The sequence below is a fragment of the Sphingomonas sp. AC449 genome, assembly GCF_979253475.1.
The window spans coordinates 19752-46169 of record NZ_CEEDCZ010000004.1; the positions used below are offsets into that span (position 1 = coordinate 19752).

Sequence of the window (26418 nt, forward strand, 5' to 3'; positions counted from 1 at the left end):
GGACGGCTCGATCTGATTCGAGCCGTCCTCTCCTCACGCGCTCCGGTCAGGTCAGGGCCCGACGTCCACCGCGCCGCTCTCGACCCGGAGCGCCCGGCCTGCCTTGAACCCCAGTGCCGCGCCGACACGGTCGTCCCAGCCATAAGGGTCGTTGCGGACGATCGGTTCGCCCGCATCGTCGAACAATACCGTCTGATAGAGCATCCGGACCGGGATCTGCCGCGGCAGCTTCACGAACGTCTCCTTCCCCGTGGCGCGCGCGGCGTGCCACTGCTCGAGCAGGCCGGCATCGGTCGCGAGCATCTCGGCGAACCCCAGCGCGTCCTCCACCCGGACGCAGCCGTGACTGCGCTGCCGCTGCACCATCGCGAAGATCGGCTTTGCGGGGGTGTCGTGGAGGTAGATGGCGTGGTCGTTCTGCATGTCGAACTTGACCAGGCCGAGCGAGTTCTTCGGGCCCGGCTGCTGGACGATCCAGCCATCCTTCCAGACCATGTTGTTCGCCCTCAGATAGCTCGCCCCCTTGCCGGCAATCTCCTTTTTCTGAATCGACCGCGGGACCGTCCAGGTCGGGTTGGCCACCAGGCGGAAGATCGGCGACCCCAGCTGCGGGGTCTCGGTGTCGGGCTCACCGACGATGACCTTGCGACTGTCGACGATCTTGCCTTCCCGCCAATAGGTCAGCCGTGCCGCGGCAAGGTTGACGTCGATGCGCGTCGCCGGCGGCGTGCGCTCGAGCCAGCGCAGCCGCTCCATCGCGACGGCGATCGCCCGTGACCGGTCGACGTCGGACATGTTGAGGATCGCGAGCGCCTCGCTGCCGATGATCCCGTCGGGCTTCATCGCATAGTCCGCCTGCATCCGACGGACCGCCGCAACCATGTCGGGGGTGTAGCGGTCGCCCTGCGCCAGCCCGGCGTCGAGATATTCGAGGATCACGAGTTCGCGCGCGATCGACGGTATCCGCGGATCGGTCCCGCCCGGCTCGATCGCCTCGCCGGTGGTGACGATCGCCGCCGCCGGCGCATCCGGCTGCCGCTGGAGCTTGCGGTACGCGACGGACAATTTCCGGTAGTTCGCATCCTGCGGGGCAAGACCTTCGAGCCACGCCGTCAGGTCGCCCGCGCGCAGCGCCGCCGCGAGCCCCGCCTTGATATCGGGCGCCGGCCGCGGGACCGTATAGACCTCGTATAATTTCGTCGGGTCGGTGGCGCCGCGCCCGAGCGCGGCTGCAAAGCGCAGCGCCTGTGCGGTCAGCGCGGCATCGTCCTTCGGCGGCGCGCCGAAATCCACATGATCGAGCGCGTGGATGCCGCGCGCGTCGATCGCCTTGCGCAGCTGCCCCGCGGTCGAGTCGCTCCAGCGTGCGGGCGCCGCCGCCTCTCCCGCGTTGGCGGTCGCGTTCTGGTCCGCCCCGATCTCCACGCTGCATGCGGACAGCAGCAGCCCGAGCATGAGTGATTTTCCCCACGGTGAACGCATGACATACTCCCAAGACCTGTCCGGAAAACGCACCGCTGCGCAGTCGGCTCCCGACGCGGCGCGCCCTCCCATGCGACCATCATCGACACGCAATCGGGCAGACGGTTGGTCCGCTGCGACAAGCGACTGTGTCTAAAGGAAACTTTTACGACATCATGGTGTAAGCCCGGGCTCTGCCATTCACCGGAATTATGATTTGTCTCACACTCTTCTTACGCGCCGTGGTCTGATCAGCGGCGGAACTGCCGCGCTTGCGATGGCCGCGCTGTCGGAACGCGTGTCCGCCCGGACTCCCGAACGCCGGCTCGCCTTCGTCAACGCCAACACGGGCGAGCGGTACGACGCCTGTTTCTTCGCCAATGGCCGCTACCGCGCCGATGGGCTTGCCGAACTCAATCATGCGATGCGCGACTGGCGCACCGGCGCGACGCGGACCATGGACCCGAAGCTGCTCGATCTGCTGGTCCAGGTGCGCGATCGCCTCGACGTCGCACCGCACAAGCCGTTGCGCCTCGTCTCCGCCTATCGCAGTCCCAAGACGAACGGGGCGCTCCATGCACGATCGCACGGCGTCGCGAGCAAGAGCCAGCACATGCTCGGCAAGGCGACCGACATCGCAATCCCCGGGATCCGGCTCGACCGGCTGCGCAGCGCGGCCATGTCGCTGCACGGCGGCGGCGTCGGCTATTACCCGCGTGACGGGTTCGTCCATGTCGACACGGGCGCGGTGCGGCACTGGAGCTGAGACCGAGCGCGCGCGCTGGCGGTCGCTGCCCCCCCGATGGCCGGATCGGCAGAATTGCCGAAAAAGCCCCATATCGGACCTAGATGGACACGATAACATACGGTAACGGCGGCAGACTTCTTACGAAAGCCGTCCATGCCGCGTCGTATACGTTCCTTGCTCAACGCGCTCAGCGCAGAGGTTTCGTCCCACGCCAAACAGGCCGAAGACATTGCGGACCGCACCAACCTGCTCGCGCTCAATGCCACGATCGAGGCAGCGCGCGCGGGTAACGCCGGACGTGGTTTCTCGGTGGTTGCGCAGGAGGTGAAATCGCTTGCCGGCGCCGCGCGCTCGGCTGCCGCGACATTCCGCGACGACGTGCTCGGTCACCTCGAACACGGCGCAGAGCTCGCCGACGACCTCGCCCGCGACATGGAGGGCGGGCGTCTCGCCGATCTGGCGCAATCGATCGCGGACACGCTGGCGCGCACGCTCTACGATCGCTCGATCGATATCCGCATGCTCGCGACCGATTACTCGATCGTCGAGGCATTGCTCGTCGATCGCGGCGCGGCGCGGATCGAGACGCGCGCGCTCGACCGGCTTCGCGCGCTGCTCGGCTGTTCTCCCTATTTTCTGAACGCGTTCGCGGTGAACGCGGATGGCGAGGTCGCGGTCTGCGCGCACGACAACGCCGCGGTGCGCGAGGTCAATTTCAACGGCTACGCGCAGTTCAAGCGCGCGATGGCGGCGCCCGCCGCGGTCGAATGGATGACCGATGCGGTCTGGCGGAATCCCTGGTCGAACGATCGCCACGTCCTGATCTACGTCGCCCCGGTCCGCGCGGAGGGCACGACGATCGGCGTGTGCTACCTCGAGTTCGACTTCGAGGGTCAGGCGGGCGCGATCATGAACGTCGTCAACCGGACCGCGACCAACGCGGTCGCCTCGATCGTCGATCATGCGGGCAAGGTCGTCGCCACGACAGGCAACTATGCGTGGCAGGCTTCGCATCCGCATGCGACGAAGGCGGCGGCCACGACCGTCAAGGCTTCGGACGGCCTCAACATCGCGCAGGCGCGGGTGGAGTCCGTATCAGACCGGGCCATCGCCGACCTCGCGCTGTGCTGCATCATCGAAGAACATGTCGCGACCGAGCAGGCGATCGCGGCGAGCCTGGCGCAACGCCGTCGATAGCGACCGCGATCCGGGCGATCGTCAGGCCGGCCATTCGCCAGCGGCGGCGGCCGCCGGAGGACTGCCATCCATCCCGGTCCCGATGATCCCGCGCAGCGCCTCGGCGAGTTCGGCCATCGAATAGGGTTTGCGCAGCAGCGCAAAGCCATGCGCGCCTTCCTTCGAAATCACGTCGCTATATCCGCTGGTCAGCAGGACGCGCGCGGCGGGAAAATGCCGCCGGATATGCCGGCCGAGCTCGACGCCGTTCATGCCGGGCATCATCACGTCGGAGAAGACCACCTCGATGGGGGGCATCGCCGCCGCGAGGAGCTGCAACGCCTCCTCGGCATGCCCCGCAAAGACGACGTCATGCCCCAGATCGGACAGTGCCGAGATCGCGAAGCGGCCGACATCGGGATTGTCCTCGACGACCAGAACGCGGATCGGGCCGCCGGCCTCGGGCGCGGGCACCGAACCGCGCAACGTCTCGGGCAGGCCGATCGGCTGGCGGGGCAGGTAGAGGACGAACGTCGCGCCCGCGCCCGGCAGGCTCTCGACGATCACCTCGCCGCCGGATTGCTTGACGAATCCGAACACCTGCGACAGCCCCAGGCCGGTGCCGTGGCCGATCGCCTTCGACGTGAAGAACGGCTCGAAGATGTGGTCGATATGCGCCGGGTCGATCCCGCTGCCGGTATCGCTGACCGCGATCGTCACGAAGTCGCCCACCCGGACCTCGTGCCCGCGCACCGCGGGGATCGCGTCGGCGCGGTCGACGCGGATCGTCAGCGCACCGCGACCGGCCATCGCATCGCGCGCATTGACGGCCAGATTGACGATCGCGGTCTCGAGCTGGCTCGCATCGGCGTTGGCAAAACAGGGGGTCTCGGCAAGCGCGATCTCGATCGCGATGAACGACCCCGACAGCGTCGACAGCATGTCGGTCATCCCGCGCACCACGGCGCCGACGTCGAGGATCTCGGGCGTCAGCGACGATCGCCGCGCGAAGGCGAGCAACTGGTTGGTCAGCTTGGCGGCGCGGTCCGCGGTGTCGGCGATCGCCGCGACATAGCGGTTGCGGCGATCCTCGCTCAAATCGGGGCGCTTCAGCAGGTCCGCCGAGCCGCGGATCACCGTCAGCAGATTGTTGAAGTCATGCGCGATCCCCCCGGTCAGCTGGCCGAGCGTCTCCATCTTCTGTGCCTGGCGCAGCGCCTCGTGCGCCTCGGTCAGCTCGACCGTACGCTCGATGACGCGCTGTTCGAGCGTATCGTTGACGTCCTGCACCGCCTTGAAAAGCCGGGCATTGTCGATCGCGATCGCCGCCTGTGCGGCCACGCCGACAAGCAGTCGCTCGTGGCGTTCATTGAACCGCGCGACCTCGGAATGGCCGAACAACAGCCCGCCCAGCACGATCCCCGACCGCGACGTGACGGGGACGGACAGGTAACTGCGCACCGGCAGATGCCCGGGCGGCATCCCGTAATGCGGCGCGCTCTGCCCGTAACGCGGATCGGCGCGGATATCGTCCGACCGGATCACGCCCTCGTTGCGAAAGGTCGGGCCGAACACCGCGGTCGCACGCGGACGACCCAGCGCCTCGAACGCGGACCGCTCCGCCCCCGCCAGCGTGAACAGGTGCAGCCGCTCGCCGGTCTCGTCCATCAGATTGTGGAAATACGCGCCGAATTGCGCGCCCGTCAGCTTGACCCCGGCATCGGTCACCATCTGGATCAGCGGCTCCAGCTCGAGCTCGGCCGCGAGCGCCGCCCCCGTGACGTTGAGCGTCTCGAGCGTATGCGTCTCCCAGCGCAGGCTGCGCTCGGCCAGCACCGCGTCGGTCGTCTCGACCACCACCGCCAGCGCCCCCGCCGGCATGCCGCTGCCGTCGAGCACGGGCGAATAATTGAGGTCGAGATAGACGAGGCCGGGCTGCCCGTTCCGATACAGCGTCATTTCCTGCCGCGCATAGCTCAGCGTCTCGCCCGCCATGCAGGCCCGCACGACATGGTCGTTGAATGCGTGTGCCTCGGGCCATGCCGCGCGCACGGGCATGCCGAGGATCGCCGGATGCTTGTCCTGCGCGATGTCGGCGTATCGCTCATTGTAGAGCAGGACACCGTCCTCACCCCATAACAGCGCCATCGGCACCGGCGCCCGAAGGATGATCGACACCGCGGTTTTCAGATGCTGCGGCCAGGACTCGATCGGCCCCAGCGACGTGGCGGACCAATCCCGCGCGCCGATCAGCACGGCAAGCGGTCCCGCCTCTCCCAAAAACGCCGTCCGCTCAAACACCGTGTCCACCATCATCCCGTTTCGACCGACAGCGAACGGACAGGCGGAACGAACGATCCCCCCGGCTACTGCCACACGCACTTCCGCCACCGCGGTCTTGCGACGCCAGATAGCCCAGCGCCTTGACGTCGATCAATGATCCGATGCGCAATCTGACATCGCTATCCGCCAGGGCTCGGTGTGCGGCGCCATGCGACACGATGTCACGTGGTGATATCGCCCCGCTGCACCACGCGTTCGAGGATCGCGAGCGGCATCGCGCCCTTTGCCAGGATGTCGTGGAAGCCCTTGAGCGTATAGCCGGGCTTTTTCTGCGCCTCGGCACGCAGCCGCGTCCACATCGTATGGCCGATCTTGTAGCTGCACGCCTGCCCGGGCCAGACCGTATAGCGATCGATCTCGCCCTGGCTGCGGCCGCGCGCGATCCCCGTCGTCGCGATCAGATAATCGGTCGCCTTTTCGCGGCTCCAGCGCTTGGCGTGCATGCCGCTGTCGACCACCAGCCGCGTCGCGCGGAACAGCAGCGACTGGAGATAGCCGACCTGCCCCAGCGGATCGCCGTCATACATCCCCATCTCGTCGGCGAGCTGTTCGGCATAGAGCGCCCAGCCTTCCGAATAGCCGCTGAAGAACCCGCGCCGCCGGATCAGTGGAATCTGCGTGCTCTCGAGCGCGACGCTGACCTGCAGATGGTGCCCCGGCACGGCTTCGTGGTGAGTCAGCGTCGCCAGCCCGAATTTGGGCCGGTCGAACGTGTCGCGCAGGTTGATGTAGTAGATCGCCGGTCGCGACCCATCGAGCGACGCGTTCTGATAATAGCCGCCCGGCGCGCCCGCCTGGATCGTCGGCGGCACGCGACGGACCTCGACGGGGGCCTTTGGCAACGTGTTGAACGCTTCGGGCAAACGCGCCTGCATCGCCGCGATCTGGCGGTTGAGCTGCGCGAGCAGCGCGTCACGGCCCGGATCGGTATTGGGGTATAACTGGTCGGGGCGCTTGTTGAGCGCGACGAGGCGATCGCCGACCGAGCCCTGGCTCATGCCCTGCGCTTTCAGGATCGTGTCGATCCGCGCGCCGATCTCGGCGACCTGCGCCAGACCGAGCCGGTGGATTTCGTCCCCCGTCATCGCCACCGTCGTGGCCGCTTCCGCCGCCGCCGCATAATAGGCGTCGCCATCGGGAAGCCGCCAGCATCCCGCGTCATGGACCGCCTTGGTGCGCAACCCTGCCACCAGCGCGCGCTGCCGCTCCAGCGCGGGGAACACGTCGCGCTCGACGATCGTGGTCGCCTTGGCGACGCGGTCCGCGGGCAGGTTCGCCGCCTTCAGCTTGGCGGCGAAGCTCGTCACCATCACGGTGCGATCCGCGGGGCCCTCCATTGCGCTGGCAAGCTGTTTCAGCGTCGTGTCGAGGATGTAGTCAGGCGCGAACACGCCGCGTGCGGCGTCGCTGCGCTGTTGCTCGCTGCTGTCGTCGATCGCCTTGGGGAACGCCGCGAGCCGCGCGAGATAGGCGTCGGCCTCGCTCGCATCGCGCACCCGCGCCTGCGATTCGAGGAAATCGGGAACGTCGCGGTACGGCCCGGTCAGCTGGCTCAGGACATAGGGCGCGTACCGGCCGAGGCTGCTGCCATAGGTGAAGCGCGCGGCGCCGGCGGTCGCGCGGCTGAGCTGATAGGTCACGATCTCGTGGTCGAGCGCCGCGTCGCGCGACAGTCCTTGCGTCCCGAACGCCGTGAGTTCGGCGAGCTCGGCCTTCGCGCGCGCCAGTTCACGCGCACGCCCGGTCGCGGACTGGTCGTCGAGTTTCGCCCTCAGCGCGATGCGGCTTCCCGTGTCGAGCCCGAGACGTGTCGCCTGTTCGGGAGATTCGTCGAGCCGCGCATAGAAGAACCGGTCGAGCATCGTTCGGAGCGCGGCATCCCGGCCGCCCGCGGCTGCGCCTGCGCGCATCGGCAGCGCACCCAGAACCGACGCGGCAGCCGCGCTTGCGAGGAAACGACGACGATGCATGCTTTTCTCCCTGTGCCGGTCTCCGGGACCAGGGCTGCGGTGTAGCATCGTCGGTCGGGGGGTCCACCCGTCATGCACCCGCGCGGCCGAAACCAGGCCGTCGGTGATCGCTCAGGCCGGCGCGACGCCATCGGCATTGACGAGATCGGGCGCCACCAGCGTCCCGACCAGCCGCACGCGCTTCTCAACAAGATCGACCGGCGTCCGCTGCAGCTCGAGCTGATACCGGCCGCCCAGGTCGCGACGCAGGAAGAATGCGCCGCCGTCGCGGATCAGCGTGCCGGTCTCGTCGACCTTGGTCCCGATAGTCGTCATGGCATGTCCTTCATCGTCCTGCCCGATAGCGGTCCATCCCCGCAGTGCAAGACGTGCCGCGGCGCGAAACCGCCGGCCCGCCCTATCCCCGCGCCGCCCGCCACGTCCGCAGCGCCGCATCATAGCGCGCCTGCGCGTCGTCGCGTACCGTCTGCGCCGCGTCGAGCGCCGCCGCCCGGTCGCGGTCGAACGCCCGGCGTTCGCGTGTCAGCGCCGCCTCGCGTGCCGCCAGCGCGCGCGCGCGTCCCGCATAGTCCGCCTTGACCGCCGCCAGCGTCTCTTCGGCAGCATCGAGCGCGGTTCCGCTCGGCTTCGGATTGGGCTTTGCACGAGGCGGAGGTTTGGGCGGGGATTTGGACTTCGCCCCGGCCGAGCCGGGCGATGGCATTTTTGCGCGCGCTCTGCCCGTCGAGGCATCGCGCTCCGGTGTGTCTGGCTGCGGATCGGGCAGCGCCGCAATCTGTTCGGCGGTGGTGCCGCGCGACCGCTTCACGACGGTGCCCGGCGCGGCCAGCGGTTCGGCGGTCAGCGCCGGGTCGGTGACCAGTTCGGCGATACCCCGCGCGAACAGGTCGCGGTCGCTGCCCCATGCCTCGAGCGCCGCCTTCTGGCTCGGCGCGGCGACATAGGCGTCGTGGAATCCCGCGACCGTCCGGTACACCTTCAGTTTCGTCACACGCGCCATCGATCCCGGACCCCGCTCTGCGCACAGCCGCGCGCAGACAGCCAAGGGATACCACGGGGTCGTTCCTCCGTTGAGCACGAAAGCGCAGGCCTGACCGCCGCGATTAGGAACCCCATGTCACTGACCCCCCGATTGTCCGGCAAGCTTGCCGCGCGTGCGCATCATTCGCCCGTTGCCGCGTCGTTTCTGCACCGGATCGCCCCGTTCTTTGCGGCCGACCAGGTGGTCGGCGGCCCGTTGCTGATCGCGACGATCATCGCGCTCGTCTGCACCAATTCGCCGCTGGCGCATGGCTATGAGGCGCTTTGGGACAATGTCCTCGAGATCCGTCTGGGGACGTTCCGCGCGGCGCATCCGCTGGCCGACTGGGTCGACGAGGCGCTGTTACCGTTGTTCTTCCTGATCATCGGCGCCGAGGTGAAACGCGAATTCACCAAGGGGTCGCTCTCGACGATCCGCACCGCGACCTTCCCGCTGGCAGGCGCGATCGGCGGGATACTCATGCCCGTCGCCGTCTATCTCGCGTTCAACCACGGCACCGATACCGCGAGCGGCTGGGGTACGGTGATCACCTCGGATACCGCGTTCGCGCTGGCGATCATCGGCATGTTCGCCACCCGTCTGCCCGCGTCGCTGCGCGCGGTGCTGCTCGCCTTTGCCGCGATCGACGATGTCGGCGGCCTGCTCGTGATCGCCACCGCCTATACCGAGGCGATCGACATCCGCATGGTGACCACCGCGGTGCTGGCCTATGCCGCGATCTTCGCGCTGCTGCGGCTCCGGCTCGTCTCGCCGATCCCCTATGTCCTACTCGGGTTGATCGTATGGGCGGCGACCTATGCGTCGGGCATCCACGCGACGATCGCCGGGGTCATGCTGGGGCTGCTGTCACCGACGCGCTCGCGGCTGTCCGAGGATCGCTTCGCCGACCGCGTCCAGGAGCCGATCGACCGGTTCAAGCGCGCCGTCGCGGCGGCAAGGACCAAGGATGGGGCGGAGCCCGGCGACGACGAGGGCGCGCCGACGGCATCCGCGCAGAAGCAGCTCGGCTATATCGAGGAAATGGCCCAGGCGACGGACGAACCCGCCGAACGGCTCGTCCAGACGCTCAACCCCTGGGTGTCGTATGTCGTCCTGCCGCTGTTCGCGCTGTCCGCCGTCCGGATCCATTTCTCGACCGACCTGCTGTCGGACGCGGCGGGATCGCTGCTCGGGATGGGCGTGTTCGCCGGGCTTGCGCTGGGCAAGCCACTGGGCTTCCTGCTGGCGACATGGCTCGCGGTGACGACGGGTGCGGCGCAGCGTCCCGACGGCGTGACATGGCGGATGGTGCTGGGTGTCGGCGCGCTGTCGGGAATCGGCTTCACCATCTCGCTGTTCATTGCCAATCTCGCCTTTCCCGATACGCAGAGGACGGAGATGGCGTCGCTGGCGATCCTCGGTGCGTCGGTCGTGTCGGCGGTCATCGGCTATGTGATCCTGCGCTCCGCCGCCGCCGAGGACGCACCGTCCTGAGCTGCCGCGAACGGGTATTTCGGCCGAAACCCGCGATGCCGCGAACATCGCCTATCTAGTGCCGCCACCCGCCTTTCAGCACTACCCGTTGGGTTCAAGTCGCCGAACGAAAAAGAAACAGGATAGCGAAAGCCCGTCCGATCATGTAGACGGATGCCACCGCAGAAACCGCCAAACGGCACCGGTAGCGCGTAGCAAGGACGGAGACGACATGCGCAGCATCCCGCAGTTTTCCGTCACTTCCCTACCGCGATTCGCGGGCCGGTCGGGGCGCCGCCTTGCCGACGCCAACCCGGTCGCGATTCGCATCGCTTCGCCGCGTCAGCGCGCGTCGGTCCGTGTCAGGCTCTACGCAAAAGGGCGCCCCGGACTGCTCCGGAACGCCCTTGCCGAGACGCGCGTCTCGCGACGGAATAATCGGTCCGGCATGCCCCCGGCGGGAGCATGCCGCGCCGCCTTACTCGCTTTCTTCGAAATTGATCGCGTTCGCGCCCGTCGCGCTGAGGCGAACCTTGTCGCCTTCGACTTCGGCGACCAGGCCGAGCGAGATGTAGTGATGCTTCGCGCCCTGCCCGTCCTCGGACTGCGGCGAATCGTTCTTGGTCAGCTTGATGCGGTCGCCATCGACGTGATCGACGGTTCCGACATGGACGCCGTCCGCGCCGATGACTTCGGCATGTTCCTTGATCTGGCTTGCATCGACCATGGTCTATCTCCTGCGTGTGAGTCGGGTGCTGAACGCACGTCGAGGAACTTGGTCGCATGACCTATGGCAGCGCAATCATGTTCGTCGTCGCGGGCGTGCTGGGGCTGGTCGGCACCGTCCTGCTGCTCCGCCTGCGCCGCACCGACGTCACGCAGCAACAGGTCTATGCGTTCCGGATGATCGGCATCATGCTGACATCGGCCGCGGTCGTGCTCGCAATGTCCGCGGGTGCGATGTGGCAGTGGAGCATCGAACCGTGATGCGCCGGTCATGAACATGTCGATGAACACCGCCGTGCTGATCCTCGCGGTCGCGGGCATCTGCGCCGCGAACATGATGATCGGCCGCCACTGGAGCCGGCTCGACCATAATCCATGGTCGGGCGAGTTCCTCGGCGGGACCGTCTGGGGCCCTACCCCCGGCTGGAACCCCGGCGCGATGGATCTCGCCAGGATCCGCCAGCGCGGTCGCGTGCTGATGATCGCCGCGCCGGTCGCGTCGATCCTCTTCCTCGTCGTCGTGATCGTCAGTTCAAGCCGCTTCTAATTCGCTCATAATCTTCAGTTTCTCTCGGAGTATCCCATGTCCCTCCTTCACGCCTCCAAGCAGTACAAGCCGTTCGAATACCCCTGGGCGTTCGAGTTCTGGAAGCGCCAGCAGCAGCTCCACTGGCTCCCCGAGGAAGTCCCCTTGGGCGAGGATTGCCGCGACTGGGCGCAGAAGCTCAGCGACCACGAGCGCAACCTGCTGACGCAGATCTTCCGCTTCTTCACGCAGGCCGATGTCGAGGTGCAGGATTGCTACCACGAGAAGTACGGCCGCGTGTTCAAGCCGACCGAGATCAAGATGATGCTGACCTCGTTCAGCAACATGGAGACGGTCCACATCGCCGCCTACAGCCATCTGCTCGACACGATCGGCATGCCCGAGAGCGAGTACGGCGCCTTCCTCGAATATGCCGAGATGAAGGAAAAGCATGATTACATGCAGAATTTCGGCGTCGAGAACGACCAGGACATCGCGCGCACGCTCGCCATGTTCGGCGGCTTCACCGAGGGCGTCCAGCTGTTCGCGTCGTTCGCGATGCTGATGAACTTCCCGCGCTTCAACAAGATGAAGGGCATGGGCCAGATCGTCACCTGGTCGATCCGCGACGAGAGCCTGCACTGCGAGGGCATCATCAAGATGTTCCACACCTTCTGCCATGAGCGTCAGTGCCTCACCAAGGCGGTCAAGGACGACATCGCCGACGTCTGCCAGACGACGATCCGCCTCGAGGACAATTTCATCGATCTCGCGTTCGAGATGGGCCCGGTCAACGGCATGACCCCCAAGGAGATCAAGAAGTACATCCGCTTCATCGCCGACTGGCGCATGACGCAGCTCGGCCTCAAGCCGATCTACATGATCGACGAGCACCCGCTGCCGTGGCTCGCGCCGATGCTCAACGGCGTCGAGCACGCCAACTTCTTCGAACAGCGCGCCACCGAATATTCGAAGGCCGCCACCAAGGGCCAGTGGAACGACGTCTGGGACTCGTTCGACAAGCGCCAGACCGCAAAGAAGGGCCCGGTCGCCAACGAGGACATCAGCGACAGCCGCGACATGTTCTCGGCTGTCGGCGTGGCGGCAGAGTAAGCCGCACGGCAGTGGGAGTTAGTATCAAGCTAACTGCCACTGCCGCCAACCGGCATATGTGAAGGATTTCAGGGGACCAGTCCCCGCACGAGAATGGGCCGGCTTCGGCCGACTCAGACGGCCCGGACGGGGGAGTTCGCACCTCCCCCGCACCGGATTTTAAGCTCCAGACCAACTATTAGAAAGGCAGGTGCTAGCGTGACGGCGATATTAAGAAACTAGCCGGTTAAACCGGCAGGCCTCGGCCGTCATGCCGGGGCCATACATATCCAACCATGACGAAACCGTCAATTTTAGGATACGTATATCTATGGCTAAAAAATCAGGCGGCAAAGGCCCGCCCCGCGACAGCGGCAAAGGCCCGTCCTCAATCGCTGGTAAAGTGCTGGGTGGTGCGAGGGCAACTCCCGCACAAGCTCGCATTCTCGCCGCGTCTGTCCTGTCGCAGAACCAGAAAAGCTAAGCGCTGGGCACAAGTTCGCTAAGCGGAAAACTGCAGAATGCAGCGTGTAGGCACTTGAATTAATCTAAGAGTCTGCACGCTGCTTTCTTCCGAAGTCCGCCATGACGGGGTCGGATAGGGCGAAAATGGGCAGTGTAACGAGCCTGCGACTTCTTGCCAGTTAGCTGAACAGATCGGGCGGCACCTCTTCGTCGAAGATCATGGCGCCGCAATCCCCTCTACGCCAACCTGCGCTCGATCTTAGTCGACTTCCTTTTCTCGCAGCCACGCTCGACCGGCCGTCCACTAGCCACCGCGCTCATTCTTCCTCATCACGGGCCCCATGCCGCACCCGCAGGATGATCAGGGTATCGCCGTCCACCCGATAGCGCAGGATATACGGCCAGACCGTCGTCATCTCCCGCCGCCCGCCGCCAACATCGCGGCCGCGATGCGGAAATGTCGCCAGACTATCGGCAACTGCGATCAAGCGGTTGGCCAAGGCACCGGCAGCGGCTGGGTTGAACGCCGAAACATATGTGAAGATCGCCTCCAGATTGGCGACCGCATCGTCCGTCCAGACGATGCGCAACCTACTCGCCAACGCGTGGGCGAGGTAACGGCCGGGTGGTGTTCCATGACGAGAGCCACTTTTTCACGGCATCATGGCTGATCGTCCGTCCATGACGCACATCGGAGTCGGCACGCGCATCGGCCTCCGCTTCCGCGGCAGGGTCACTGGTTTCGAACAGGGCCTTATCGCGGGTCATCGTCGCGACGTTACGCCAAAACAAGTCGTCCGAAAAGCGGCCTCACGCCCCCTCAACACCAGGGCGACCGCTTCCCGCCGCCATAATGCCGCGCGAGGCCGTGGCGGACGAGCGCCGCTCCCAGCGACACCCCGTCGCGCTCGACGATGCGCAGCTTGCGGCCGTAGCGGTCGACGTCGCGCTTGATCGGGACCAGCGTGAACGGCCCCGCGTTCAGCATCGCCTGCATCTTGAGCGTCGCCGCCTTCCCCGCGCGCGCTTCGGCCTTGCAGCGCGGCGGATGCGTTTCGGGAGTGTCGATGTCGGCGATCCGGACCTTGGTGCCGCGCAGCCAGAAAGTGTCGCCATCGACCATGCAGGTGATCCGCTTGCCATGGCCGCAGATCGTGAAGCGGGCGGTCACCGTCTTGCCGCCACCGCCGAGGCCCTCACCGCTAAGGCCGGCACCGCCAATGCCATCACCGTTGCCGGCCCCGCTTCCCGCCGCCACCGCGCGCCCCGCCACGCCGGCTGCCGCGGCCCCCGCCGCGGCCGCGCCTGCGGTGATACCCGAGACCGACGGCGCCGCAGCGACCGCAGCGTCCTTCGCCCGGCCCCAGCCGCCGGGGACGTGCAGCCCGCCCGCGGGCCAGGCGATCCCGAACCCGCTCGGCCAGTCGATCCGCACCCCTGGCGGTACGAGCGCGGACCAGTCGATCTGGCGGATCACTGGCATCATCAGCCCGAGCAGCACGCCGTAGAACACCAGCCGGAGCTGTAGCGCGATGCTGACCCCGCCGCGTCGGCGCGCACCACTCGCACGCCCGCCTCCGGCGCGATCTCCGCCGAGCAAACGCATGAAATCAAACACATACTCCATCGCCCCCGCGCCTACGCGCGCGCGAGTCGATGTCACTGGCATCGACTACCCGGTTGCGCCGAGCGGAGTCGGAAACACGCCAGAACGCATCGGGAACGCAGCAATGCGGCGTTCCCGTCCCGTCCCGGCTTCGTTCCGGTCCGCGTCACGGTGGCGCGGCCCGGCGCGACGTCACGGGCTTTGCGCACAAAAAAAGGCGGGGCGCGACCTGTGTCGCGCCCCGCCCCTTTCGAACAATTCCAGCCGAAGCTTAGAAGTGCGTCACGATACCGAGCATCGGACGGAAGCTCTGCGCGTCGCCGAAGGTGTTGACCTCGGCGCGGATGCGGAAGCCTGCGTTGCCCGTGATGCCCTTCAGGCCGATGCTCTGCGGACCGACTTCTGCGCCGATGCCGTAGGTGATCGCGCTGTAGTCGCGGTTGGTGTTCTCGACGGTGTTCGACCGGCCCGAGAAATGGTCGAAGTTGACCCACTGGTAGCCGACCTTGCCGTAGATCAGGCCGCTGTCACCAGCGCGGAAGCCGAAACGGCCAGCGGCGCCATACTGCCAATCGATGTTGCCATCGATACCCTTGATCACGTTGCCTTCAGCACCGACGAAGACCGGGCCCAGCGGAACGTTGACGCCCAGAACGCCCTGAACGAGCGAACCCGATGGCTTGTAGCCGGTGCGCAGCGTGCCGTTGGCGTTCAGTGCCTGCGGAATGCCGTGGCCGCGCTCGTTGTCGAACTGCTCCCAGCCGCCCATGACGCCGAAATACGGCTCGATACCGAACGCCTTCGAGCCGTCCGGAGCAGCGGCTTCGCCGGGTGCTGCGCTGTTGTCGGTGGGGGCGGGAGCGGACATGTCCTGCGCGAATGCTGGGGCAGCAAGCGCTGCGGCGGCAACGGCGAGTGCGATGGAAAGCTTACGCATATTCGAAAGACCTTTTTGTTTCGTTCTGGGTCCGGCTGTCCAGGACCCTCCGGGACCCGCTTAACTCCAGGTCCCTCCAAACCGGCCTATGACGAAAATGTTGCACTGCCGAGAGCAGAAATGTGGAACTGAACCGCGCTGTGGCATCCGGGCAACGGTTCCTGACAGTCTGATGAACCAACCGGGTCGAAAGCGAGGCCGATGTGGCCGAAACATGGCGGCGATCCGGCATGACTGTGGACCGCGGGTTGCAAGGACTTAGCGGCGTTGCGCGCGATCCTGCGGTGGTCGGGCGGCGGGCGGCATCGACGGGTCGACGCTGGTCGATTCGATTCGCCAGAGATGGTCTTCCACGTCGGATGTCTCGATTCCGTCGTTGGTGCGCTGCAGCATAACCGTCCCGCGCAGACGCTTGGGCTGGCCATCGGATAATGTCCCCATCACCTCGACAGGCACCGCGACATGGACCTCGCCGATCCCCGCGCTGACGCTGCCGGGCGCTCCGACCTGCGCGTGGTAGCGTGAGAAACGGGCATAGCCGGCGGTGAAGGCGGATTGATCCAGTCCGCTTGCGCGACCGTCATCGACCCACAGGTCGCGTGCCGCGGCATAGTCGTGCCGCGCTATCATCCGGAAATAGGTGCGGACGACCTTCTGGGCGGCTTCGGGCATCATGTCGGCGGCGGCGGCCGACACGGTTGGCTGTCGCGCCGCAGGGTGCACGACGGTGCTCACCGCGGCGTAGTTGGCGATGTCCGCCTGCGCCCGCGCCGCTGCTGCGGTCACGTCGACATCCTTCTGCGCGGCGCTGTTCGAGCCGCCCGAACATCCGCCGAGCGTCGCCAGCACCACACAGGGCCCAAGCCGCCACGCCAGCCTGTTGAGGCGGCTCACGATCGCCGTACGCATACTGTGCTCCGATAAAGAAGCGTGGTCGGCGGCGCGGGGATCGTCGCTGCGCCACCGCCGATTGAAAAATGGGGGATCAGGGCTTCAACGCGACGTCGTCGCTGTCGTCGAGCTCGTCATCGTCGATGCTGCCGTCGTCCAGTTCGTCCTGGACGTCATCCTCATCCGTGTCCGCCTCGTCCATCGACACGCTGCTGTCGATCTCGCCAACCTCTTCGGAATCCATGTCGAGATCGTCGATCGACTCGCTCTCCGCATCGTCGTCGCCGAGATCGGGGTTGAGATCGGTCATGATCGCGCCGTCGACGGGGCCGTTGCGCGTCGCCTCGAGGATCTCGGCGCGCTGGCTCTCGTCATAGCCTTCCTCGTCATACCCGTCGTCGCCCGTGCCCATGCCGGGAATCTGGTGTCCGCCCATGTTCTCGCTCCTGCTATGGCCGCGTCGTGCGGTCTTGGCTGAGGAACGGCGGGCGAGGGCGACGGGTTCCTTCGCTATGCCGCTTTGGACGCAATCGCCGGCCGGAACAGCCGGCCGCGTTCGGTCAGCGCGACGAACGCCAGCGCGACGAGCCCCGCCAGCAGGAAGCCGGCGACGAGCGGCACGGTGGTCCCGTCGAACGCCTGCCCGATCATCGCGCCGATCACGGCCCCCGCGGTGACGCTCACGAACCCCTGCACGCTCGACGCGGTGCCGGCGATCCGCCCCATATTCTCCATCGCCATCGCCGAGAAGTTCGACACCGCGAGCCCGAAACAGCCGAGCGTCAGCGCCTGGAACACCGCAAAGCTGACCAGGCTCTCCCACCCGATCAGGATCGCCGCAAGATGGATGATCGACACGACCACGAGCGCGCAGAGCGAACCGTGGCTGATCAACCGCGTCCCCAACCGCATCACCACGCGCGAATTCATCAGGTTCGCGACCGCCATCGTCACCGACGTCGTCGCGAAGATCAGCGCGAGCAGGTTCGGCCGGTGGAACACGTCCGCCATGATCTGCTGGATCGAGTTGAGATAGCCGTAGAGCGACCCCATCAGCGCGGTCGCGGCCAGCGTATATCCCAGCGAAAGCCGGTCGCCGAGCGTCTGCCGCCAGTCGGCGAGGATCCGCTGCGGCGTGATCGGCAGGACGTTGTCGGGTTCGAGCGTCTCGGGCATCCGCATCCAGAACCACGCCATGATCCCCAGAGTCAGCACCGCGATCACGCCGAAGATCGCGCGCCAGTTGCCGAACTGCAGCACCGCCCAGCCGAATGTCGGCGCCAGGATCGGGACGATCATGAACACCATGAACGCGATCGACATGACGCGCGCCATCGCGCGGCCGTGATAACAGTCGCGGACCAGCGCGATCGTCGCGACGCGCGCCGCGGCGATCACCGCGCCGCCCGCAGCACGCGCGACGAGCAACAGCACGAAACTCCCCGCGGCGGCGCACGCGACATTGGCGACCGCGTACAGCCCGAGCGACCACAGCAGCACCGTCCGCCGGCCATAGCGATCGGCTAGCGGACCATGGACAAGCTGCGCGACGCCGAACCCGATCACGAATGCGGTGACGATGAACTGCCGGCTGTTCGCGCCGGTGATGCCGAGCGAGGTGCCGATCGCGGGCAGCGCCGGCAGCATCGAGTCGATTCCGAGCGCGGTCAGCGACATCAGCGCCGCGACCAGCGCGACGAACTCGACGAAGCCGATCGGTGCCCCGCGCATCGCCTCCGCGTCGGACATGGGAGGATTGACGGTCATGATGCCGCCGCCCTTACCCGCTTATCGAACGCCGCGTAACCCGCGCCCCGGTGTCTGCGTACGAGGTGAGGAACCTAACGACCCCAGATGTTTGCGGCCGCGCGCATTCGGCATGCCGGCATTTGGCAGCACGCGCGCGCGTCGCTATATCGGTGCTCCCTTATCCGGACACCGATACATGCTCGATACCCCCGCCGCCCAGGTTCCCACGCTCAGCCTCGCCGATCAGGCGCGCGACCCCGATGGCTTTGCCGCCGCGCTCGGCAATTCGTTCGAACGCTTCGGCTTCGCGATCGTCGCCGATCACGGCATCCCGACTGAGCTGATCGACCAGGCCTGGGCCGAGACCAAGGCGCTGTTCGATCTGCCCGAGGACGAGAAGCGGGGCTATTTTGCGCCCGGCGGTGGCGGCGCGCGCGGCTACACGCCCTTCAAGACCGAGATCGCGAAGGACGCCAAGGTCGTCGACCTCAAGGAATTCTGGCATGTCGGCCGTGAGCTGCCCGCCGGCCACCGCTACGAGGCGCAGATGTCGCCGAACGTCTGGCCGACCCGGCCCGAGGGCTTCAAGCCGGTGTTCCTCGACCTGTTCAAGGCGTTCGACACCGCGGGCGACAAGTTGCTCTCCGCGATCGCACGCCACCTGAAGCTCGCGCCCGACTGGTTCGACCCCGCGGTCAAGGATGGCAACAGCGTCCTGCGCCTGCTCCATTACCCGCCGATCCCCGTCGATGCCGAGGGCGTCCGCGCCGGCGCGCATGAGGATATCAACCTCATCACGCTGCTGCTCGGTGCGGAGGAGGCGGGCCTCGAACTGCTCGACCGCGCGAACGGCCGCTGGCTGTCGATCAAGCCACCCGAGGGTGCGATGGTCGTCAATGTCGGCGACATGCTCCAGCGGCTGACCAACCACGTCCTGCCCTCGACCACGCACCGCGTCGTCAACCCGCCCCCCGAGCGCCGCGGCCATTCGCGCTATTCGATGCCGTTCTTCCTGCATCCCGCGCCCGATTTCCTGATCGAGACGCTGCCGGCGACGATCACCGCGGAAAACCCCAACCGCTACCCGACCCCGATCACCGCGCACGACTATCTCTACGAACGCCTCGTCGAGATCGGCCTGATCAAGAAGTAACCGGCGCTCCTGTCCCCGCAAAGGCGGGGACAGACTGGGCTGCCGCCTTCGCGGGAGAACACGAAGAGCAAGTGCCCCCCCAAAGCCTGTTTCCCCGCGAAGGCGGGGACCCAGTCTGCCCTCCGCGCTTGCGGAGGGCAAAGCCCGCTCAATCGAAGCCGTTCGCCAAAAACCGCTCCGCCACCGCGCAGTGCACCGCAATCCCGTGCGCCATCACCCGCTCGTCGATCGTCATCTTCGTATTGTGCAGCGGCGGATTGGTCCGCGGGTCGCTCCCCTCGGGTGCCGCGCCGATGAACGCCATCGCCCCTGGCAGCTTCTGCAGCACGTAGGAAAAGTCCTCCGCGCCCATCATCGGCGGCATCACCTGATACGCGCCCTCGCCGCCGATCGTCGTCGCCACCGCCTTGATCAGCTCAGTCGCGCGGGAATCGTTGACCGTCACCGGATAGCCCTCCTCGATCGTCGGCGTCCCCACCGCACCGTGGGCCGCGGCGATCCCCTCGACCATCCGGATGAACGCCGCGCGCACCTGCTCGCGCGTTCGCTCGGACAGCGTCCGCATCGTCCCCAGCATCTCGACGCTCGACGGGATGACGTTGTGCGCGCTCCCGGCATTCAGCTTGGTGATCGACAGCACCGCGGGATCGGTCACCGCCACCTGCCGCGCGACATAGGTCTGGAGCGCGGTGACGATCTCGCACGCGATCGGCAGCGGATCGAGGCAGTCGTGCGGCATCGCCGCATGCCCGCCGCGCCCGGTGATCGTCGCGCGCAGCGTGTCGGTCGACGCCATCAGCGTGCCCGACCGGCTGACGACATGCCCCATCTGCATGTTGGGCGAGATATGCAGCGCGAACCCCGCCTCGGGCAGCGGCGCATCGAGCAGTCCGTCGGCGATCATGTGCCGCGCGCCGTGATGCCCCTCCTCGCCCGGCTGGAACATGAACACGACCGTCCCCGGCAATTCGTCACGCCGTGCGCACAAGGCCTTGGCCGCGCCGACCAGCATCGCGGTATGCGAATCATGCCCGCACGCATGCATCGCGCCGTCGATCTTCGACGCGAACGGCAGCCCCGTCTCCTCCTGCATCGGCAACGCATCCATGTCGCCGCGGAGCAGCACGGTGCGGCCATTGCCGACTGCAGTGCCGCCGCCACGCCCGCCGCGCAGGATCGCGACGAACCCGGTCGTGGACGTCCCCTCGCGGATCTCGAGCGGCAGCCCCGCCAGCGCCGCCTTTACCTTGTCCGAGGTCCGCGGACAGTGCAGCCCGACCTCGGGATCCGCATGGATCGCGCGGCGCAACTCGACTGCCGCGTCGAGGCTTTCCTCGCCGATCGCGGCCCAGTCTGTGGTGGATTCGAAATCGAGCGACATGATCGGGTACCTCTGCAAGACGTGGTGCACAGGCCCGGCCAACGCCCGGCCCGTGCCGATGTCGCCCTATACCACAGCACCCCACCCCCTCCACCACCTCGGCGAACGCTCGGGCTATTCGGGGGACAGCAATGATGCAGGACGGCGCTCCGTTACCGCAACCTCCCCATTTGGGCCCCGGCCTCCGCCGGGGTGGCAAGAACAGAAGCGGCAACGCCCGCCCCAATCACCCCCGAAACAGTCCACCCAGAACCCCGCGCAACACGCTCCCGACGAGCCCGCCACCAGTCGCGCCACCGCGCGACCGGCTTCGCGTCCCGAACACCTGCTTGCCGATCTCGTTCGCCACCTGCCGTCCGATCGACGAGCTCGCCGCACGCGTCGCCGACGTCGCCATCTTGGTCCAGGGCGAGTTCGCCGCCGCGCGATCGGCATCGCGCTGCGCCCGGTCCGCCTCGCGCTGGTCCGCCGCCCGCGTGCGCTCCGCCTCCCGCGCCGCCTTCGCATCGACCTTCGCCTGCGCCGCCGCCGCCTTTTCCGCCACGGTCGTCGCCTTGGCCTCTGCCGCCGCGGCGCTCGCCTCCGCGGTCTTCGCCGCCAGCAGTTCCTCCGCCGACTCGCGATCGACAACCGTGTCGTATTTCGCGCCGATCGCATCGGTCTCGATCATCACCTTGCGCTCGACCGGTGTGATCGGCCCGACGCGCGAGGCGGGCGGGCGGATCAGCGTCCGCTCGACCGGCGTCGGGGACCCGTCCGGCTGCAACAGCGACACCAAAGCCTCGCCGACCTTAAGCTCGGTGATCGCGGTCGCGACATCGACGCCCGGATTTGCCCGGAACGTCTCCGCCGCGGATCGCACCGCCGCCTGGTCGCGCGGCGTGAACGCGCGCAGTGCATGCTGCACGCGGTTGCCGAGCTGCCCCGCGACCATGTCGGGAATGTCGATCGGGTTCTGCGTGATGAAATAGACGCCCACCCCCTTCGACCGGATCAGCCGCACGACCTGCGCGATCTTGTCGAGCAGCGCCTTGGGCGCCTCGTCGAACAGCAGATGCGCCTCGTCGAAGAAGAAGCACAGGACCGGGTTGTCGGGATCGCCAATCTCGGGAAGCTGTTCGAACAGCTCGCTCATCAGCCACAGCAGGAACGTCGAATAGAGCTTCGCGCTCGCCATCAGCTGGTCCGCGGCGAGGATGTTGACGATTCCCCTGCCCCGATCGTCGACACCGATGAAATCGGTCATCTCGAGCGCGGGCTCGCCAAAGAAATGCTCCGCGCCCTGCGTGCGCAGCTGGAGCAGCGACCGCTGGATCGCGCCGATCGATTGTTTCGAGACGTTGCCATAGGTCGTCGTCAGCTCGTCGGCACGCCCCGCGCACTCGGTCAGCATCGCCTGCAGATCGTCGAGATCGATCAGCAGCAGCCCCTCCTTGTCCGCGACATGGAAGGCGATCGTCAGCACACCCTCCTGCACCTCGTTCAGGTCCATCAGCCGCGCGAGCAGCAGCGGCCCCATCTCGCTGATCGTGGTGCGGATCGGATGCCCCTGCTCGCCGAACAGGTCCCAGAACTGCACGGGGTTGTCGGCATAGGCCCAGCCGGTATCGCCGATCGCCCTCGCGCGCTCGGAAAACGCCGCGTGCGTCTTGGCGGTCGGCGACCCCGCCATGGCGAGCCCCGACAGGTCGCCCTTCACGTCCGCGACGAAGCACGGCACGCCGCGCGCGGAGAACCCCTCGATGATTCCCTGCAGCGTCACCGTCTTGCCGGTGCCCGTCGCGCCCGCGATCAGCCCGTGGCGGTTGGCGCGCTTCAGCTCGAGCGTCTGCTGCGTGCCGTCCACGCTGGCGCCGATGACAATGCCGTCGCTCATGCTTTCATCCTCTTACCCGTCACCCGATCCTAACCCCGGGCGCCGCAAAGAAAAAGGACCGCCGCCCGGTGGGGCGACGGTCCTTCGTATCCCGCAATCCGGTGAGGGATTACTTGATCTTGACGGGCAGGAACTGCGCCGGACCACGGCCGCGCTTGACCTGGAGAAGGACCTGCGGACGCCCCGCGGTCTTGGCGGTGGTCACCGCGGTCTGCATGTCGGCGGCCGTTCGCACCGGCGTGCCGTTGACCGACATGATCACGTCGCCGCGCTTGAGCTTGCCGAACGCATCGCTCGTCTGTGCGACAACCGCGATCACCACACCCTGCGTCGTCGGGTCGACCCCGACCGCCTGCGCGATCGCCGGCGTCAGCGGCTGGACGCCGATCCCGAGCGCCGCACCCGCGGTGGGAGCGGCCGTGCTGCCCGTATCGTCGTCGTCACCGTCTTCGCTGCCAAAGCCCTGCGCGTCGCCACCCAGCGTCGCGGCAAGCTTCTCCGCGCTCGGACGCGGTGCGACGACCACGTTGGCGGACGCCGGCTTGCCGTTGCGCAGGATGTCGAGACGCGCGGTCTGGCCGGGCTTCACGTTCGAGACGAGATAGGAGAGCGACTGATCGACCGTGACCGCCTGCCCGTTGACGCGCGTGACGACGTCGCCCGCACGCACACCGGCCTTTGCCGCAGGCCCGCCCGCGGTGACGTCGTTGATCAGCTCGCCCTGGTTCTTGGCGATGCCGAGCGCGGCGGCGGTATCCTCGTTGATCGTACCGCCCGGCTGCAGCTGGACGCCGATATAGCCGCGCTCGATCGTGCCGCCCTTCATGAAGGTCGCGATGATCGGCTTGGCGGTCGCCGCGGGGATCGCGAAGCCGATCCCGATATTGCCGCCCGACTGGCTGAAGATCTGCGAGTTCACGCCGATCACGTTGCCGCTCAGGTCGAACATCGGCCCGCCCGAATTGCCCTGGTTGATCGACGCGTCGGTCTGGATGAAGCGGTCATACGCACCGCCCTGCCCGGTGACGCGGTTGATCGCCGAGATGATGCCTGCGGTCACCGTGCCGCCAAGCCCGAACGGCTCGCCGATTGCGAGCACCCAGTCGCCGACGCGCGCGCCGTTGGAATCGCCGAACTTCACGAAGGGCAGGTCTGCCGCGTCGATCTTGAGCAGCGCCAGGTCGGACTCCTGGTCCTTGCCGATGACCTTGGCGACATATTCCTTCTTGTTGCTCAGCGTCACCGTGATCGAATCGACCGTCGCGCCCTGCGCGCCCGGCGAGATCACATGGTTGTTGGTGACGACATAGCCATCCGGCGAGATCAGGAAGCCCGAGCCGAGCGACGCGCCCTCGCGCTTGACCGGCGGGCCACCCTGCGGGCCACCGCCCATGCCGCCGAACAGGTCGCCGAACGGCGTGCCTGCGAACGGATTGGCCTGCTGTTTCTGGACGATCGTCTGCTTGGTAGAAATGTTGACGACGGCGGGCTGGAGCCGCGCGACCATGTCGGCGAAGCTCATCGGCGCGCCGGGCTTCGGCGAGACCGCCTGGATCGCGCCGGGTTCGTTCTGCGCCACCTGGGCGGTGCCCGGCTGGAGCGCGAGCGTCGCTGTTGCGCCGCCTAGGAGAAGAGCACTGGTAATGGCGTAGGCATAACGCACTAGATGTTGTCCTCTCGTTTCATCGTTCGAAACAGACCGCTGCTAGGCGAGACGTGCTGAACGATGGTTGAATAGGGGGGAAGCTGGAAAGGTTCCGCCGACGGCAACGAGCGCGCCTTAGCGCCCGCGACCCTCGAACTCCCGCAGATAGCTGTTGTTGGGCGACAGGATGATCGACGTCGATCCTTCCGGCGGCGTGCCGCCATCCGCCCCGAAGGTGTGGCGGTAGGACTGCATCGCGCGGTAGAAATCGTAGAAATCGGCATCCTTGCCAAAGCTTTCCGCATAGATCTTCGCCGAATCGGCATCCGCCTGCGCGCGGACGATCTGCGCCTGCTTCTGACCCTCGGCACGGATCGTGATCGCCTCCTGCTGGCGTGCGCTCGACATCCGCTTGAGCGCGCTTTCGAGCGGCAGGCCGACAGGCAGGTTTGCCTGCTTGATCCGGACATCGACGATCTCGACGCCGTACTGGCTCGCGACTCGCTGCAGCCCCTTCTGGATATTGTCCATCAGTTCCGACCGCTCGGGGCTGAGCAGTTCGACGAACCGCCGCTTGCCGAGCTCGTTGCGCAGCGCCGACCCCAGGATCGGGCGCAGCTGGTCGGGAATGCGTTCCTCGCTGCCGACCGCATTGCGCATCTTGCGCGGGTCGACGACGCGGTAGCGCGCATAGGCATCGACCTCGAGCCGCAACTGGTCGGTCGACAGCACCAGCGTATTGTCGAGCTCGATGTCTTGCACGCGCTTGTCGATCCACACGATGCGGTCGATGAACGGCACGCGCGCGATCAGCCCGGCGCCCGTGTCGCCGAACGGCTGGTTCGGCGCATAGGCGTTGACGGTGCGGATCGGCTGCCCGAACCGCAGGATCACCGCCTGCTGGGTCTCGGGGACGATCGCGAAGGTCGCGGCGGCCAGGATGACCAGGACGAGCGCGATCGCGCCCGCGACCATCGGGTTGCGGATGCTCACGCCGTTCACTGCGCTGCCCCCTGCTGGGCGGGAACCGGCGTTGGTGTCGGCTCGGCCGCACGCGGCGCCTGCGGGTCGGTCAGCCGCTTGCCATTCTGCAACGGCAGGTACGGCACGACGCCACCCGGGGTCTCGACGATCGTCTTGTCGCTCTTGGCCAATACCGCTTCCATGGTCTCGTAATACATCCGTCGACGCGTGACTTCGGGGGCCAGGCGATACTGCTCGTAGACCTTGTCGAACGACGCGGCCTCGCCCTGCGCACGCGCCACGACCTGCTGCGCATAGGAGCGCGACTGGTTGAGGTTGGCGATCGCCTCCTGCTGCGCCGCGGTCACCGCGTTGAAGTCTTCGACGATCCGCGCCGGCGCAGCTGCCTGCTTGATCGCGACGCCCTGGATACGGACACCCGACTTATAGTCGTCGAGGATCTGCTGCGTCAGCTCGGCGACGCGCTGCTCGATCACCGTGCGGCCCGTGCCGATCGCCTGCTCCAGCGTCGTCGTCGCGACCACCGCGCGCATCGCGCTCTCGGCGGCGGCGCGCACCGTGCTGTTGGGCTCGGCCAGCTGGAAGACGTAATTCCGCGGATCCGCGATGTCCCAGCGCACCGAATAGGCGAGGTCGATGATATTCTGATCGCCAGTCAGCGTCAGGTTCTCACCGTCGCCAACGGGGAAGTTGTCGGTGCGGATATTCTGCACATCGACCACCTCGACGCTCGCGATCGGCGCGGGCGGGGTCAGGCGGATCCCCGGATCGAGCGTGCCGGCATATCTGCCGAAATAGGTGACCACGCCGCGCTGCTGCGGCCCGATCTGGTGGAACGAGGTGAACAGGATCCACACGAGCACGATGATCCCCGCACCGATCGCCCACAACGCGCGCGCATTGGCGCCCGATGGCAGGCCGCCGAAATTGCCGCCGCCCCCGCCGCCGCCGCCGCCATTGCCGCGCGCCTTTTTCAGGAATTCGTCGAGCGCGCTGGGCTTCGCGGTCGCCTTGCGCCCGCCGGGCGGCAACGCCCAGGGATTGCGTGGCCCGCCGCCCTCGGCACCAGCATCGTCACCGGACCCGCCCCAGGGGCCCTTTGGCGTTTCGACGGCGAGAATTGGGGGACGCCGGAACCAGCGCGAGAAGATCGTCATCTAACCTTTATAGGTGCGCACCCGCGGAAAAACAGTGC

Annotated in this window: 24 protein-coding genes; 7 read left to right on the forward strand and 17 right to left on the reverse strand. The window is 67.0% G+C overall.

Features of this window, described 5'->3' with window-relative positions:
• Window positions 1-51 precede the first annotated feature (51 nt).
• Window positions 52-1482: a L,D-transpeptidase family protein gene (locus AC0CH3_RS08800; RefSeq protein WP_354303158.1), complete on the reverse strand. Its 1431-nt coding sequence runs from the start codon at window positions 1480-1482 to the stop codon at window positions 52-54.
• Window positions 1483-1678: 196 nt separating this feature from the next.
• Between AC0CH3_RS08800 and AC0CH3_RS08805 the strand changes: the two genes are divergently transcribed.
• Both AC0CH3_RS08805 and AC0CH3_RS08810 read left to right on the forward strand, forming a co-directional pair.
• The gene (locus AC0CH3_RS08805) at window positions 1679-2227 is read left to right on the forward strand and encodes a peptidoglycan L,D-endopeptidase MepK (RefSeq protein WP_235532316.1); all 549 of its coding nucleotides are present in this window, start codon (window positions 1679-1681) and stop codon (window positions 2225-2227) included.
• A gap of 135 nt (window positions 2228-2362) precedes the next feature.
• Entirely contained in the window at window positions 2363-3406 is a 1044-nt protein-coding gene (locus AC0CH3_RS08810) for a cache domain-containing protein (protein WP_457325877.1), read from the forward strand.
• Window positions 3407-3427: 21 nt separating this feature from the next.
• On the opposite strand, the gene AC0CH3_RS08815 is transcribed toward AC0CH3_RS08810, so the two are convergent.
• The 4 genes from AC0CH3_RS08815 to AC0CH3_RS08830 all read right to left on the reverse strand — a co-directional run bounded on the left by AC0CH3_RS08815 (window position 3428) and on the right by AC0CH3_RS08830 (window position 8698).
• Window positions 3428-5695, reverse strand: a complete 2268-nt coding sequence (locus tag AC0CH3_RS08815; protein ID WP_465237783.1) for a GAF domain-containing hybrid sensor histidine kinase/response regulator — start codon at window positions 5693-5695, stop codon at window positions 3428-3430.
• Between the two features lie 194 nt (window positions 5696-5889).
• Window positions 5890-7698, reverse strand: a complete 1809-nt coding sequence (locus AC0CH3_RS08820) for a DUF885 domain-containing protein (protein WP_354303162.1) — start codon at window positions 7696-7698, stop codon at window positions 5890-5892.
• Between the two features lie 111 nt (window positions 7699-7809).
• Window positions 7810-8013 carry a DUF5818 domain-containing protein gene (locus tag AC0CH3_RS08825; RefSeq protein ID WP_056020395.1) on the reverse strand — a complete coding sequence of 68 codons (204 nt, stop codon included), beginning with the start codon at window positions 8011-8013 and terminating at the stop codon, window positions 7810-7812.
• An 82-nt stretch (window positions 8014-8095) separates the two neighbouring features.
• On the reverse strand, window positions 8096-8698 hold the full coding sequence (locus AC0CH3_RS08830; protein WP_354303164.1) for a hypothetical protein: 603 nt from the start codon (window positions 8696-8698) through the stop codon (window positions 8096-8098).
• A gap of 114 nt (window positions 8699-8812) precedes the next feature.
• Here AC0CH3_RS08830 and nhaA point away from each other — a divergent pair, with 114 nt between their 5' ends.
• The gene (nhaA, locus tag AC0CH3_RS08835; RefSeq protein ID WP_354303166.1) at window positions 8813-10213 is read left to right on the forward strand and encodes a Na+/H+ antiporter NhaA; all 1401 of its coding nucleotides are present in this window, start codon (window positions 8813-8815) and stop codon (window positions 10211-10213) included.
• Window positions 10214-10670: 457 nt separating this feature from the next.
• Here the strand turns inward: nhaA and AC0CH3_RS08840 are convergent, their stop codons facing one another.
• Window positions 10671-10919, reverse strand: coding sequence for a DUF2171 domain-containing protein (locus AC0CH3_RS08840; RefSeq protein WP_056020388.1), 249 nt, complete (start codon window positions 10917-10919; stop codon window positions 10671-10673).
• Window positions 10920-10975: 56 nt separating this feature from the next.
• On the opposite strand from AC0CH3_RS08840, the gene AC0CH3_RS08845 reads away from it, so the two are divergent.
• The 3 genes from AC0CH3_RS08845 to AC0CH3_RS08855 are packed head-to-tail and all read left to right on the forward strand — an operon-like array spanning window position 10976 to window position 12557.
• Entirely contained in the window at window positions 10976-11179 is a 204-nt protein-coding gene (locus AC0CH3_RS08845) for a hypothetical protein (RefSeq protein WP_056020385.1), read from the forward strand.
• 10 nt (window positions 11180-11189) lie between these two features.
• Window positions 11190-11465, forward strand: a complete 276-nt coding sequence (locus AC0CH3_RS08850) for a hypothetical protein (RefSeq protein WP_056020382.1) — start codon at window positions 11190-11192, stop codon at window positions 11463-11465.
• Window positions 11466-11501: 36 nt separating this feature from the next.
• Window positions 11502-12557: a ribonucleotide-diphosphate reductase subunit beta gene (locus tag AC0CH3_RS08855; RefSeq protein ID WP_465237784.1), complete on the forward strand. Its 1056-nt coding sequence runs from the start codon at window positions 11502-11504 to the stop codon at window positions 12555-12557.
• A gap of 761 nt (window positions 12558-13318) precedes the next feature.
• Here the strand turns inward: AC0CH3_RS08855 and AC0CH3_RS08860 are convergent.
• The 6 genes from AC0CH3_RS08860 to AC0CH3_RS08885 all read right to left on the reverse strand — a co-directional run bounded on the left by AC0CH3_RS08860 (window position 13319) and on the right by AC0CH3_RS08885 (window position 18202).
• Window positions 13319-13591 carry a type II toxin-antitoxin system RelE/ParE family toxin gene (locus AC0CH3_RS08860; protein WP_354303171.1) on the reverse strand — a complete coding sequence of 91 codons (273 nt, stop codon included), beginning with the start codon at window positions 13589-13591 and terminating at the stop codon, window positions 13319-13321.
• A 230-nt stretch (window positions 13592-13821) separates the two neighbouring features.
• On the reverse strand, window positions 13822-14628 hold the full coding sequence (locus AC0CH3_RS08865; protein WP_354303173.1) for a thermonuclease family protein: 807 nt from the start codon (window positions 14626-14628) through the stop codon (window positions 13822-13824).
• Window positions 14629-14878: 250 nt separating this feature from the next.
• Window positions 14879-15544 (reverse strand): outer membrane protein, encoded by a 666-nt coding sequence (locus AC0CH3_RS08870; protein ID WP_056020366.1) that lies wholly within the window; start codon window positions 15542-15544, stop codon window positions 14879-14881.
• 258 nt (window positions 15545-15802) lie between these two features.
• Window positions 15803-16453 (reverse strand): hypothetical protein, encoded by a 651-nt coding sequence (locus AC0CH3_RS08875; protein ID WP_354303175.1) that lies wholly within the window; start codon window positions 16451-16453, stop codon window positions 15803-15805.
• Window positions 16454-16529: 76 nt separating this feature from the next.
• The gene (locus AC0CH3_RS08880; RefSeq protein WP_056020361.1) at window positions 16530-16871 is read right to left on the reverse strand and encodes a hypothetical protein; all 342 of its coding nucleotides are present in this window, start codon (window positions 16869-16871) and stop codon (window positions 16530-16532) included.
• Between the two features lie 74 nt (window positions 16872-16945).
• Window positions 16946-18202 carry a multidrug effflux MFS transporter gene (locus tag AC0CH3_RS08885; RefSeq protein WP_354303177.1) on the reverse strand — a complete coding sequence of 419 codons (1257 nt, stop codon included), beginning with the start codon at window positions 18200-18202 and terminating at the stop codon, window positions 16946-16948.
• Window positions 18203-18380: 178 nt separating this feature from the next.
• Here AC0CH3_RS08885 and AC0CH3_RS08890 point away from each other — a divergent pair, with 178 nt between their 5' ends.
• Window positions 18381-19337 carry an isopenicillin N synthase family dioxygenase gene (locus tag AC0CH3_RS08890; protein WP_465237785.1) on the forward strand — a complete coding sequence of 319 codons (957 nt, stop codon included), beginning with the start codon at window positions 18381-18383 and terminating at the stop codon, window positions 19335-19337.
• Window positions 19338-19485: 148 nt separating this feature from the next.
• On the opposite strand, the gene AC0CH3_RS08895 is transcribed toward AC0CH3_RS08890, so the two are convergent.
• The 5 genes from AC0CH3_RS08895 to hflK form a co-directional block, all read right to left on the reverse strand.
• Complete coding sequence (locus tag AC0CH3_RS08895; protein WP_354303181.1) at window positions 19486-20718, reverse strand: M20 metallopeptidase family protein; 1233 nt, start codon at window positions 20716-20718, stop codon at window positions 19486-19488.
• 226 nt (window positions 20719-20944) lie between these two features.
• Window positions 20945-22594 (reverse strand): helicase HerA-like domain-containing protein, encoded by a 1650-nt coding sequence (locus AC0CH3_RS08900; RefSeq protein ID WP_465237786.1) that lies wholly within the window; start codon window positions 22592-22594, stop codon window positions 20945-20947.
• 109 nt (window positions 22595-22703) lie between these two features.
• Entirely contained in the window at window positions 22704-24257 is a 1554-nt protein-coding gene (locus tag AC0CH3_RS08905; RefSeq protein ID WP_056020346.1) for a Do family serine endopeptidase, read from the reverse strand.
• A gap of 117 nt (window positions 24258-24374) precedes the next feature.
• Entirely contained in the window at window positions 24375-25214 is an 840-nt protein-coding gene (gene hflC / locus AC0CH3_RS08910; protein ID WP_443019376.1) for a protease modulator HflC, read from the reverse strand.
• Between the two features lie 23 nt (window positions 25215-25237).
• A complete protein-coding gene (gene hflK, locus AC0CH3_RS08915; protein ID WP_354303185.1) occupies window positions 25238-26380 on the reverse strand; it encodes a protease modulator HflK in 1143 nt (380 codons plus the stop codon).
• Window positions 26381-26418 lie beyond the last annotated feature (38 nt).